Origin of the sequence: Aequorivita marisscotiae (genome assembly GCF_029814825.1) — a bacterium.
Classification (GTDB): Bacteria; Bacteroidota; Bacteroidia; order Flavobacteriales; family Flavobacteriaceae; genus Aequorivita; species Aequorivita marisscotiae.
Map to the genome: position 1 here is coordinate 265,026 of NZ_CP122379.1, position 11,699 is coordinate 276,724.

General features: G+C 38.6%; 12 protein-coding genes. 3 read left to right on the forward strand and 9 right to left on the reverse strand.

What is annotated here, in order from left to right:
- Positions 1 to 7: 7 nt before the first annotated feature.
- From murD to mraZ, 7 genes are read right to left on the reverse strand one after another with little or no spacing between them, the layout of a single operon-like run.
- Entirely contained in the window at positions 8 to 1,345 is a 1,338-nt protein-coding gene (gene murD, locus QCQ61_RS01320; protein ID WP_279448918.1) for a UDP-N-acetylmuramoyl-L-alanine--D-glutamate ligase, read from the reverse strand.
- A gap of 1 nt (position 1,346) precedes the next feature.
- Complete coding sequence (gene mraY, locus QCQ61_RS01325) at positions 1,347 to 2,588, reverse strand: phospho-N-acetylmuramoyl-pentapeptide-transferase (protein WP_279448919.1); 1,242 nt, start codon at positions 2,586 to 2,588, stop codon at positions 1,347 to 1,349.
- A 4-nt stretch (positions 2,589 to 2,592) separates the two neighbouring features.
- Positions 2,593 to 4,056 (reverse strand): UDP-N-acetylmuramoyl-L-alanyl-D-glutamate--2,6-diaminopimelate ligase, encoded by a 1,464-nt coding sequence (locus QCQ61_RS01330; RefSeq protein WP_279448920.1) that lies wholly within the window; start codon positions 4,054 to 4,056, stop codon positions 2,593 to 2,595.
- A complete protein-coding gene (locus QCQ61_RS01335) occupies positions 4,053 to 6,053 on the reverse strand; it encodes a penicillin-binding protein (protein WP_279448921.1) in 2,001 nt (666 codons plus the stop codon). Before QCQ61_RS01335 ends, QCQ61_RS01330 begins: the two co-directional genes overlap by 4 nt.
- A 47-nt stretch (positions 6,054 to 6,100) precedes the next feature.
- The gene (locus tag QCQ61_RS01340; protein WP_279448922.1) at positions 6,101 to 6,421 is read right to left on the reverse strand and encodes an FtsL-like putative cell division protein; all 321 of its coding nucleotides are present in this window, start codon (positions 6,419 to 6,421) and stop codon (positions 6,101 to 6,103) included.
- Position 6,422: 1 nt separating this feature from the next.
- Positions 6,423 to 7,319 (reverse strand): 16S rRNA (cytosine(1402)-N(4))-methyltransferase RsmH, encoded by an 897-nt coding sequence (rsmH, locus tag QCQ61_RS01345; RefSeq protein WP_279448923.1) that lies wholly within the window; start codon positions 7,317 to 7,319, stop codon positions 6,423 to 6,425.
- Positions 7,306 to 7,779, reverse strand: coding sequence for a division/cell wall cluster transcriptional repressor MraZ (gene mraZ, locus QCQ61_RS01350; RefSeq protein ID WP_279448924.1), 474 nt, complete (start codon positions 7,777 to 7,779; stop codon positions 7,306 to 7,308). The genes rsmH and mraZ overlap by 14 nt, the downstream gene beginning before the upstream one ends.
- Positions 7,780 to 7,983: 204 nt before the next feature.
- Between mraZ and QCQ61_RS01355 the strand changes: the two genes are divergently transcribed.
- Both QCQ61_RS01355 and yihA read left to right on the forward strand, forming a co-directional pair.
- Complete coding sequence (locus QCQ61_RS01355; protein WP_279448925.1) at positions 7,984 to 8,748, forward strand: alpha/beta fold hydrolase; 765 nt, start codon at positions 7,984 to 7,986, stop codon at positions 8,746 to 8,748.
- A gap of 65 nt (positions 8,749 to 8,813) precedes the next feature.
- Entirely contained in the window at positions 8,814 to 9,425 is a 612-nt protein-coding gene (gene yihA, locus QCQ61_RS01360) for a ribosome biogenesis GTP-binding protein YihA/YsxC (RefSeq protein ID WP_279448926.1), read from the forward strand.
- 3 nt (positions 9,426 to 9,428) lie between these two features.
- On the opposite strand, the gene gldC is transcribed toward yihA, so the two are convergent.
- Together gldC and gldB are read right to left on the reverse strand one after the other, a co-directional pair.
- Positions 9,429 to 9,770: a gliding motility protein GldC gene (gene gldC, locus QCQ61_RS01365; protein ID WP_279448927.1), complete on the reverse strand. Its 342-nt coding sequence runs from the start codon at positions 9,768 to 9,770 to the stop codon at positions 9,429 to 9,431.
- On the reverse strand, positions 9,770 to 10,729 hold the full coding sequence (gene gldB / locus QCQ61_RS01370; protein ID WP_279448928.1) for a gliding motility lipoprotein GldB: 960 nt from the start codon (positions 10,727 to 10,729) through the stop codon (positions 9,770 to 9,772). The genes gldC and gldB overlap by 1 nt, the downstream gene beginning before the upstream one ends.
- Positions 10,730 to 10,834: 105 nt before the next feature.
- Here gldB and nadE point away from each other — a divergent pair, with 105 nt between their 5' ends.
- A complete protein-coding gene (nadE, locus tag QCQ61_RS01375; RefSeq protein WP_279448929.1) occupies positions 10,835 to 11,626 on the forward strand; it encodes an NAD(+) synthase in 792 nt (263 codons plus the stop codon).
- Positions 11,627 to 11,699 lie beyond the last annotated feature (73 nt).

An 11,699-nucleotide genomic window follows, 5' to 3' on the forward strand; every position in this document is an offset into this window, starting at 1 on the left:
TTTTTTTTTATAGGTTTCTAACGGCATCTTTAAATTGTCTGCCGCGATCTTCATAATTTTCAAACAAGTCAAAACTCGCACAAGCGGGGGAAAGCAAAACCGTGTTATTTCGTTCAGCAAGTTTATAGGCAATTTCAACCGCCATCGGCATAGAATCTGCTTCAATAATTGTATCAATAACATTTCCGAAGGCATTTATTATTTTCTGATTGTCAACGCCCAGACAGATTATTGCCTTCACTTTTTCGTTAACCAAAGGCAAAAGTTCTGTGTAATCATTACCTTTATCTACGCCGCCAACGATCCATACCGTTGGGTTTTCCATACTATCTAAAGCAAAAAATGTGGCGTTTACATTGGTGGCTTTAGAATCGTTAACATACAACACATTATTAATTTTTAATACCTTTTCCAGCCTGTGCTCCACTCCTTGAAATCCTTCCAGGCTTTCGCGGATTGTTTGTTTTCGTATTCTGAGTAAGGTGGCTACGGTAGAAGCAGCCATGGCGTTTTTCACATTGTGTTCCCCCTGTATTCCTATTGTTGCGATTGGCATAGTATATTCTGTATTATTTATTTTTATTATTATTTCGTTGTTTCTTTTATATGCGCCTTGTTTCAGTTCTTTTTTAGTTGAAAAAGGCAGCGGTTTCGATTTTATTGGGTTGTTTGAAAGCCATTTTAAAATTTCTTCATCATCTGCGTTATAAATGAAATAATCTTTCGACGTCTGATTCATTAGTATCCGAAATTTTGAAGCGATATAATTTTCGTATTTATAATCATACCTATCCAAATGATCGGGGCTCAAATTGGTTAAAACCGCTATGTGCGGCGCAAAATTTTCTATTCCATCAAGCTGAAAACTGCTTAATTCAAGTACAAAATTTTTATACGTGTCTTCGGCCACTTGTTCGGCAAAACTCTTTCCAATATTTCCACCCAAAGCCACGTTCAAGCCACCGTCGCTCAACAATTTATAAGTGAGGCTTGCCGTAGTAGTTTTACCATTGCTCCCGGTAATTCCCACAATTGTAGCCGTTGTGAATTTTGAAGCGAATTCAATTTCAGAAACCACATTTACTCCACTTTTGTGTAATTTTTGAACGATTGGCGCCGAGTCGGGAATTCCCGGGCTCTTCATTACCAAGGTCGCTGCAAAAATTTGCTCTTCGGAATGGCCTTCCTCTTCCCATTCAATCTCATTATTTATAAGAACTTGCTTGTATTTTTCCTTTAATTTTCCAAAGTCTGACACAAACACTTCAAACCCCTTCTTTTTTCCTAAAATGGCAGTTCCCACACCACTTTCTCCTCCGCCCAGAATTGCCAATTGCTGTTTCACTTTATCTAATTTTTAGTGTAACCAGTGTAATAATTGCAAGGAAAATTCCCACAATCCAAAAACGCGTTACAATTTTACTTTCGTGAAAACCTTTAATTTGGTAATGATGATGTAGCGGCGACATTCTGAAAATACGGCGGCCTTCTCCAAATCTTTTCTTTGTGTATTTAAACCAACTTACTTGGAGAACCACAGATAAATTTTCCATTAAAAATATTCCGCAGAGGATGGGAATTAACAGTTCCTTTCGAACAGCAATAGCAATTACGGCTATAATCCCCCCAATAGTTAAACTACCCGTATCGCCCATAAATACTTGCGCGGGATAGGTATTGTACCATAAAAAACCAATAAGTGCCCCCACAAATGCGGTAATAAAAATGGTCATCTCGCCCGTGTTCGGGATATACATTATATTGAGATAATCCGAAAAAATTACGTTCCCCGAAACCCAAGCAAAAAATGCCAACGTAAGTGCAATAATTGCCGATGTTCCCGCTGCCAGACCATCAATTCCGTCGGTGAGATTGGCGCCATTTGAAACAGCAGTAATTATAAAAATTACAATGGGAATAAAGATGATCCAAACATAACTTTGGTAGTTACCGCCCACCCAGCTTATTAGTTCTGAATAGTTAAATTCATTTTCCTTTACAAAAGGAATGGTAGTTAATAAAGATTTGTCCTTTACATAAAACGTATTGGTTGATTCCTTTTCAATTACGCGCGCAATTTCCGTTTCAGTTTCCGGATTTTGAACAGTTCTTTCCACTACAATATCTGGGTGCAAATACATTGTGAGTCCCACAAATAGCCCTAAACCAATTTGCCCAATAACCTTAAACTTGCCGGGCAGCCCCTGTTTATCGTTTTTAAATTTTTTAATGTAATCGTCTATAAATCCGATTACGCCCATCCAAAGAGTGGTTACTATTAAAAGAATTACATAAATATTTTCCAGTTTTGCGAAAAGTAAAACGGGAATAAGCGTAGCTAGTATTATTATAATACCACCCATAGTTGGGGTTCCGGCCTTTTCATTTTGCCCATCCAACCCAAGATCGCGAATAGACTCGCCCACTTGCTTTTTTCTTAAAAACTCAATTATCTTTTTTCCGTAAACGGTGGCAATAAATAACGACAGTATTACCGCAGCGATAGCCCGAAACGAAATAAAATTAAACAAGCCAGTGCCCGGTATGTCGTAGGTTTTATCCAAATATTCAAAAAGGTAGTAGAGCATTTGGTTATTTGTTTAAGGTGGTTAATGTTTGTTTTACAATTTTAAAATCATCAAAATCAAAGCGTTCGCCATTAATTTCCTGATAGGTCTCATGGCCTTTCCCAGCAATTAAAATAATGTCGTTTTCTTCTGCCATTTGGCACGCTGCTTTAATGGCTTCTTTCCTATTTGTAATTGAAATTGTTCTTTTATAATGCTCTGCCGGCACACCAGCTTCAATTTGTTCAATTATTTTTTCTGGATTTTCGGTTCGTGGATTATCACTTGTAAATACAACGCGCGTGCTTAAAGTAGCGGCAATTTTACCCATTACGGGGCGCTTTTGATTATCGCGATCGCCACCACAACCCACAACAGTAATTACCTGCTCATTACCCGTTCTAATGTTGTTTATAGTTTCAAGTACATTTTGTAAAGCATCGGGAGTGTGTGCATAATCAACAATTGCGGTAATTTTATTTTCTGAAATTAAATATTGAAATCTCCCATCCACACTATTTAACGTGCTCATAATCTGAAGAATTTCTAACTCCTCCAAACCTAACAATTTGGAAGCTCCGTAAATTGCCAGCAGGTTATATGCATTAAAACTACCAATCAATTTTACCCATAAATCCTGGTTATTTATTTTTATGAGTTGCCCAGTAAACTGGCTTTCTAAAATTTGCGCTTTGTAGTCTGCATATGTTTTTAAGGCGTACGTAAATTTTTTCGCCTTTGTATTTTGAAGCATCACCAAACCGTTTTTGTCGTCTATATTTACCAATGCGAAAGCGGATTTTGGCAAATTGTCAAAAAATGATTTTTTTACATCGCGGTATTCTGCAAAATCCTTGTGATAATCTAAATGGTCGTGCGACAAATTTGTGAAGATGCCCCCAACAAAATGTAATGCATCCGTTCGTTTTTGATGTATGCCGTGCGAACTAACTTCCATAAAGCAGAATTCTACCCCCGCATCTACCATTTTTCGTAAATAACTATTTATGGTCAGTGAATCGGGCGTGGTGTGCGTGGTTTTGTATTCGGTGTCGCCCACCAATATTTTTACAGTAGAAAGCAACCCTACTTCGGTTCCGGCCTTTTTGAAGAGCTGATATAAAAGTGAAGAAATTGTTGTCTTGCCGTTGGTACCGGTAATTCCAACGAGTTTCAATTCTTCTGAAGGATTACCAAAATAATTGGCAGCCATAATGGCCAAGGCACTGTGGGTATTAGCAACTTGTACGTATGTAATGCCGTTGATAATAAGATCGGGCATTGTTTCGCAAATAATGGCTAATGCTCCTTGATCGGCCGCTTTTTTAATAAATTCATGCCCGTCTGAAACGGATCCCTTTACCGCGATAAAAACATCGTTTAAAGAAACCTTTCGAGAATCAAATTGTATGTTGTTAATAGCCACAGAGGTGCTACCTACAACACTTTCGATGGTAACCTTATACAATATGTCTCTTAACAATATCACGATAAATTAAGGGTAATTAGTTGTCCTTTTTTTAGGGATTCGCCAGATTTTATAGATTGGCTATCAACGCTTCCATTGCCCACAACTTGCACTTTTAGGCCAAGGTTTTCTAAAAGCGAAACGGCATCCATACCTGCCATTCCGGTAACATTCGGAATGGTTTTAGACGGCTGCTGAAGCTTGGCGTAATACTTTTCAAAATCCATCTCAATGATTGGGTCTGGCTGTTCTATGCGCTCTACCTTATCAATATTTCGGGACTCTGTAAATATTTTCTGAGCTACGCGTTTAAACACAGGCCCAGAAACGTCTGCACCATAAAAACCTCTTTTAGTACTTGGCTTATGAATTATTACGATGCACGAATATTTGGGATTGTCTGCCGGAAAAAATCCTGCAAACGATGAAATATAGCGCGGATTACTGTTCCAGTCAGGAAACCAATATTCGGTACGGGCAGTTCCCGTTTTTCCGGCCATTGAAAAATCGGGGGAGTAGAGCGATTTGCCAGTTCCGCGTTTTACTGTATTTTTCATTATTTCCTTAATTTCATTTAAGGTTTTATCTGAACAAATTTTAGGATTAATCACTTTGGTATCATAGACCGTTACCTTTTCATTCCAAGCGCGCACCTCTTTTATAAAGCGAGGTTTCACCATTACTCCTTTATTTGCAATAGCGTTGTAAAATGTTAAGGTTTGAAGCGGCGTAAGCTGTAAGTTATAGCCATAGGCTATAGAAGGCAGCGCGTTCTTGCTCCATTTTTTATCGCCCGGCTGGGGAATCATAGGTTGGCCTTCCCCTTTAATTGCAATTCCTGTTTTTTTATCGAGATGCCAGCTTTTTAATCGGTTGATAAATTTATTCGGGTTTTTGGCATACCCATTATCAATAATTGTTGCGAGCCCAATATTAGAAGAAACTTCCAATGCCCTCGCCGCAGAAATTTTTCCATAGCCGCCGCGTTTTGAATCATTAACAGGCCTTCCGTAGAAAATTTTTCTTCCATTACCCGTATCTACAACACTACTGGTATCTATTACCTTATCTTCCAACGCAGCCATTAACGCCATAACTTTAAAAGTTGAGCCTGGCTCGTGCGATTCGCCAACTGCATAATTAAGTTTTTCGTAATAAGTGCCATTGGATGTACGCCCCAGATTAGAAACAGCCTTTATCTCACCCGTGGCAACCTCCATTACGATTACGGTACCGTGTTCGGCTTCGTAATACTCTAGTTGCTTTAATAATGCATGGTGCGCAATATCCTGTATGTTTACATTTATGGTTGAAACAATATCGTAACCATCCTGCGGCTCTATTTCGTTGTCGTCCGAAATAGGTTTCCATTGTCCCTTGGCTATTTTTTGTTTTAGCCTATGGCCCTCCTTTCCGGTAAGCAAATCGTTAAATGCGCCTTCCAAACCTACTGCGTAATATCCGGGACGATCAAAAGCTTCATCGCCCACGGTACGTTGTGCGATTTTCCCGATGGGATGTTCGCGAACGGTTCGTTGCTCTACGATGATTCCACCTTTATAGGGACCTTTTTGAAACAGCGGTAAATGCTTCACTTTTATATAATCTGAATAGCCCAAGTTTTTTACTATTAACAAATAGCGATTTTTATCTGCGCGGGCTTTTCTTAATTTATTCTGATAGTATGAAACAGGTTTTCCAAACATGCTGCTCAAGCCTTCGGATAGCGGCTTTAAATTTTGTTTGAAATCTTTCGAGGACACCGTAACCGCATCAAAACGGATATCGTATTTTGGCACCGAAGTAGCCAGTAAGCTACCGTCATCAGCATAAATATTTCCTCGATTTGCAGGAATTATAAAATTTTTGGTAGTGTTTTCCTTGGCCAAATCTCGATATTTATCGCCGTCTACAAACTGAATATTAAGCAGCTTAACGCTTATGGCAAGCGCAAATAGGAACATACATCCCGCAACGATGTACAAACGATTTAATATGTTTTTTTCCTCAAATGCCATTCTTGTATTCAGTTTCTTTTTTAATTCCTATCCGTGTTTTTTTCGTTTTATTTTACTGTTTCAATGATGCGAATGCGCTTCGGCGGATTTGACGATGGTTGCAACCCCCGACGCTCCATGGCGGCAATAATTTTACTTTCCATTCGCGACTGCATCAAAAGCATTCTAACATCTACATATTCGCTTTTCAGCTCTTTTACTTGAGCATTTAATTTTGAAATAACGTGCACTTTTTTATCGGCGCTGTGCGAACTGCTAATCATAACCAAAGCCAATACAGAAAGAAAAATGATAAAACGCCAATTTTTCAGCGCATCATCACTTACCAAAAATTTTCCTTTTATAATGTTGTAAAAACCTTCTTTCATGTTATAATTTCTCAGCTATTCTAAGTTTGGCACTTCGAGCCCTATTGTTCAATTTTATTTCTTCTTTAGTGGGAATCACAAATTTTCCCACAGCTTTAAAAGGCACCTCTACCCTTCCGAAGACATCCTTTTCTGGCTCGCCTTCAAACAAGCCGTTTCGTATGTAGCGTTTTACCAGCCTATCCTCTAGCGAATGGTAACTAATTAAACTAAGTCGCCCGCCTGGTTTTAAAACTTCGTTGGTCTGCAGCAAAAATTCTTTAAGCGCCTCTAACTCTTGGTTTACTTCTATGCGGATGGCTTGATAAATCTGAGCCAGAATTTTGTTTTCCTTATGCGCTGGCAAAAACCTACGGAGCACTGTTTTAAGCTGTTCGCTGGTCTTTATTTTTTGGTCCTGTCTAGCTTCAACTATTACCCTGGCCATTCCGGCGGCATTTCGCAATTCGCCATAATTTGAGAGCACATTGCGCAACTGAGTTTCTTCAAATTTATTGACAACAGTATAAGCCGAAAAATTACTATCGCGATTCATCCGCATGTCCAGATCGGCTTCAAAGCGTGTTGAAAAACCTCTTTCAGCTACATCAAACTGATGCGAAGAAACTCCGAAATCGCCCAAGATTCCATCAACAGTTCTATAGCCGTGAAATCTTAAAAACTGTTTCAAAAACCGAAAATTCTGATTGACCATCAAAAACCGCGGATCGTCAATAGCATTTTTCAGCGCGTCTTTATCCTGATCAAAAGCGATGAGTTTTCCGTTGGAACCCAAGTGTTTTAAGATTTCACGTGAGTGTCCACCACCGCCGAAGGTTACATCTACATACACGCCATCTGGCTTGATATTTAAACCTGAAACAGTTTCTTTTAATAAAACAGGGTTATGATACTCCATGGTCTTCTCCGCTTTTATTTCCCATCACCTCTTCGGCCAGATCGGCAAAATCATTTGCCGCATCATCAATAGCTTGCTCATATTTGTCTTTATCCCAAACTTCAACAATATTTATGGCGGAAGAGAGCACAATTTCTTTGCTAATACCCGCAAACGAAAGCAGGTCTTTAGGAATCAACAAGCGCCCGGCAGCATCGAGTTCCACCGTTTTAACGCCAGCTGTAAACCTTCTGATAAAATCGTTGTTTTTTCTACTGAAGCGGTTAAGTTCACCCATTTTTTGCATTAACGCTTCCCACTCTTTCATAGGATAAATTTCTAAACAAGGCTGAAAAACGGCACGCTTAATCACAAAGCCCTCGGGAGCCACTACAGCCAGCTGCTTTTTAAGCGGAACAGGCACCATGACGCGTCCTTTTACGTCTGCTTTACATTCGTATGTACCTATTAGATTGAGCATTGTGGAAATTCCCGATTTGCAATTTATAGTTTCAAATATATATAACTTTTACCACTTTTTACCACATTCTACCACTTTGTTGATAAGTTTTACCACATTGTAGATAACCTCAAAATTGAATTGACAAAAACAAAGGGGGCGTATAAATAGACTGTATGAAAAATTTTTGTTTACTTTTGTCATTCTAAATTGCACCAACCAAGCATGTCAGAAAACTTAAAGAAAGAAGGAAAATTTTCATATTTAGAAATAGGTGAAGGCACACCAATTGTTATCCTTCACGGTCTTATGGGCGGTTTAAGTAATTTTGATGGCGTTGCCGATTTTTTTCCACCGAAGGGCTACAAAATTCTAATCCCTGAATTGCCTATTTACAAAATGACTTTACTGCGTACTAATGTGAAAAATTTCGCAAAATACGCCGCACAGTTTATAGATCATTTGGGCTATAAAGAGGTAATTTTATTAGGAAACTCACTGGGCGGCCACATCGGACTTCTGTGCACAAAGCTATACCCAGAAAAAGTTAAAGCACTCATTATTACCGGCAGCTCCGGATTGTACGAAAGCGCTATGGGCGAAAGCTACCCCAAACGTGGCGATTACGAGTATATTAAACAAAAAGCTGAAAACGTTTTTTACGATCCAAAAATAGCAACCAAAGAAATTGTAGACGACGTTTACGAAACGGTAAACGACCGAACAAAGCTTATTCGAACGCTTGCTATTGCCAAAAGCGCCATTCGGCATAATATGGCAAAAGATTTGCCAAAAATGCACACGCCCACTTGTATTATTTGGGGGAAGAACGACAATGTAACCCCTCCCGAAGTAGCGGTAGAATTTCACGAGCTTTTACCAGATTCTGAATTATTCTGGATTGATAAATGTGGCCATGCTGCAATGATGGAGCACCCTAATGAATTCAATCAATTGCTCTACGCGTGGTTGCAAAAACGCAAATTTTAAAAGGGTTTAGATTTCTAAGAGAAACTATATTGCTCATTTAACCCACAACATCTAATTACAACAGCATGCATATTAAATCTGCGGAATTTTTAATGAGCAACAGCGATGTTGCGAAATGCCCTAAGAATCGGTTGCCAGAATACGCTTTTATTGGCCGGAGTAATGTGGGCAAGTCTTCCCTAATAAATATGCTTATGCAGCGCAAAAACTTGGCAAAAACTTCAGGTAGGCCAGGGAAAACACAGCTAATTAACCATTTTATTATTAACAAAAGCTGGTATTTGGTAGATTTGCCTGGTTACGGCTACGCCCGTGTTTCTAAAAGTAGTAAAAAAACTTTTCAGAAATTTATTACCAATTACTTCGAAAAGCGCACACAAATGGTCTTGGCTTTTGTGCTTATAGACTGCCGTTTAGAACCACAACCCATAGATTTAGAATTTATGGAGTGGATGGGCGAAAGCGGAATTCCGTTCAATATTATCTTTACCAAAGCAGACAAATTAAAGCCGAACGCTTTAAATAGAAACGTTGAGGCTTACATCCAAAAAATGCTCGAAACTTGGGAAGCAATGCCCCAATACTTTATTACATCTGCCAGTAATTTTACCGGAAGAGACGAATTACTAAATTATATTGACGAGCTAAATGCCACTGTTGGCAATCCAGATTTTTAAATGCTACTCTCCTCTTTTTAACTCTAACTTTTCGGCAAAATAATCGCAAAAATCGCGCATGGTAGCACTCATTTTTTCATCGTTTGTAGCCCGCTGAAAAGTATCTGCCATAGCACTTAAAGTTTGATGGAAAAAAATCTTCATTTCATCTACGGGCATATCTTTTGTCCAAAGGTCTATTCTAAGGCTTTCCTTATTTTTATTGTCCCAAACCGAAAGCATTACAGCTTTAGTCTCTTCGTTTGTAACCCCACCATCTTCGGCTGTCCAGTGAATTTTTTCGGGTATCTTATTTTCGTCTAAACCAACGTTTAATCGTATTTCTGAATTGTGTTTAATTGCCATTATTTCTTAGGTTTGTATTTTGAATTTGTAAAAATTTCATCAGCATTTGTAACCATTAATTGCTGAACATTTGTATCGTTATTTTTCATATAGGCACGTACAATTTTCCAGCCCAAATATTTTCCCAACATACCTGGAGATTCGTTGTCTATTTCTAAATAAAATTTTGAAAACGGTGCGGGGCTTACAAATCTGGCTGCAAGTTTTGGGTCTGTGCTATAGAGCAATTCCTTCTCTATAAAATAACGCCACATATATTCTTCATTTTCTTCGGCCCAAATGTACTCCTCTTCGGTATAGCCTATTTTTGCCGCATCGGTAGTGTTTGGAAGCCAAAGATCTTTTAAATATAATTCTTTTCCGAAGTAAACTATCTGCGCTAAAAATGTTCTTTTATTCGGTATTTTAATGTGTTGTCTGGCGTATATTTCAGCAACATCGGGCCCTATTTGAGACGGTTTCATTTCTTTCGCAATATATTTGTCTATGCCCTGGTAAAATTTATGGTCGCTTCCCAAGTAATTGTCCAATCCTATAACCAACATACTGTCTGCAAGAATTACCTTGTTTCTATAGTCAACGTCAGATGTGGCGGCAACTACTACCGGTGTTGTGAATTTTGGAAAATAATATTTTATGTGCTGAAAAAGCGGCTCGAGAATTTCTTTTAAATCCCCCTCGTTCGGAAATTGTTTTAGCACTTCCTGCTCCAACTGATTTTGTAGCGTATCGGTTAACTTTTGAACCCAGATACTATCGTGGTATTTCTCAGGAAAAAACGCGGGAAACTCCTTTTTTAATTTTGGCAAATTCTCAGGAGATGCTGCCGCAAATGCCTTATCGAAACGGATTACCTCAACATTCATCGGAATTTTTTCAATTTCCTTTTCAACCTCACTTTTAGAATTGCACGAGAAAAAAAGAACTCCAAAAAATATCGCTATCAAATATTTTATCATATAAAAAATGTTATTCTTGGTTAACGTTAATCCTTTTTATTAATTTTATCTTTAACCACTTTTGCGGTGCAAAGGTATTATTATAAAAGATTAAAAACACGGAAAATGCAGACCGAAAAAGTTATAGATTTTATTGTAAACTGGCTTAAAAGTTATGCCGAAAATGCAAAGATGGAGGGTTTTGTAGTAGGCATAAGTGGCGGAGTAGATTCGGCAGTAACCTCGGCACTCTGCGCAAAAACGGGCTTACGTACACTTTGTGTAGAAATGCCCATTCATCAGGCTGCAAACCAAGTTAGCCGCGGCCGCGAACACATTCAGTTTTTAAAAGAAAACTTCCCAAATGTTAGCAGTACGGAAGTAAATCTTACTTCGGTTTTTGAACAATTTAAGGCCGAAGTCCCTCAAACTTCAAGTCAAGCCTTAATAGATCTTTCACTAGCCAATAGCCGGGCTCGTTTGCGAATGACCACACTGTATTATTTTGCTGGAATATATCGTTATTTGGTTGCGGGAACTGGAAATAAAATTGAAGATTTTGGCGTTGGTTTTTACACTAAATATGGTGATGGCGGAGTAGATTTAAACCCCATTGCCGATTTGCTAAAAAGTGAAGTTTATACAATTGCGAAAGCATTAAATGTTCCGGAATCCATACTAAATGCAGCACCAACAGACGGTCTTTTTGGCGATAGCCGCTCGGATGAAGATCAATTAGGAGCAAGCTACGACGAACTGGAATGGGCAATGGAAATGGCGGAAAAAGGCAAGCAAAGCAACGATTTTGTAGGCAGACAACGGGTGGTTTTTGATATTTACCGGAAACTCAATAGCGCGAATCAACATAAAATGCTCCCCATTCCAGTGTGTAAAATTCCATTAAAATTAAAGCATTAACGCTACTGGTCGGATAATTTAACACTTGAACGAAACCTTTGCTATTCATTCGGTAAAGGTTTCATTCTTTCGT

What these genes read in the sequence shown, in the direction of transcription:
- mraY (WP_279448919.1), bottom strand. Translation starts at nt 2,588, where the DNA reads ATGCTCTACTACCTTTTTGAATATTTGGATAAAACCTACGACATACCG.
- QCQ61_RS01335 (WP_279448921.1), bottom strand. Translation starts at nt 6,053, where the DNA reads ATGGCATTTGAGGAAAAAAACATATTAAATCGTTTGTACATCGTTGCG.
- QCQ61_RS01340 (WP_279448922.1), bottom strand. Translation starts at nt 6,421, where the DNA reads ATGAAAGAAGGTTTTTACAACATTATAAAAGGAAAATTTTTGGTAAGT.
- rsmH (WP_279448923.1), bottom strand. Translation starts at nt 7,319, where the DNA reads ATGGAGTATCATAACCCTGTTTTATTAAAAGAAACTGTTTCAGGTTTA.
- mraZ (WP_279448924.1), bottom strand. Translation starts at nt 7,779, where the DNA reads ATGCTCAATCTAATAGGTACATACGAATGTAAAGCAGACGTAAAAGGA.
- QCQ61_RS01355 (WP_279448925.1), top strand. Translation starts at nt 7,984, where the DNA reads ATGTCAGAAAACTTAAAGAAAGAAGGAAAATTTTCATATTTAGAAATA.
- yihA (WP_279448926.1), top strand. Translation starts at nt 8,814, where the DNA reads ATGCATATTAAATCTGCGGAATTTTTAATGAGCAACAGCGATGTTGCG.
- gldC (WP_279448927.1), bottom strand. Translation starts at nt 9,770, where the DNA reads ATGGCAATTAAACACAATTCAGAAATACGATTAAACGTTGGTTTAGAC.
- gldB (WP_279448928.1), bottom strand. Translation starts at nt 10,729, where the DNA reads ATGATAAAATATTTGATAGCGATATTTTTTGGAGTTCTTTTTTTCTCG.
- nadE (WP_279448929.1), top strand. Translation starts at nt 10,835, where the DNA reads ATGCAGACCGAAAAAGTTATAGATTTTATTGTAAACTGGCTTAAAAGT.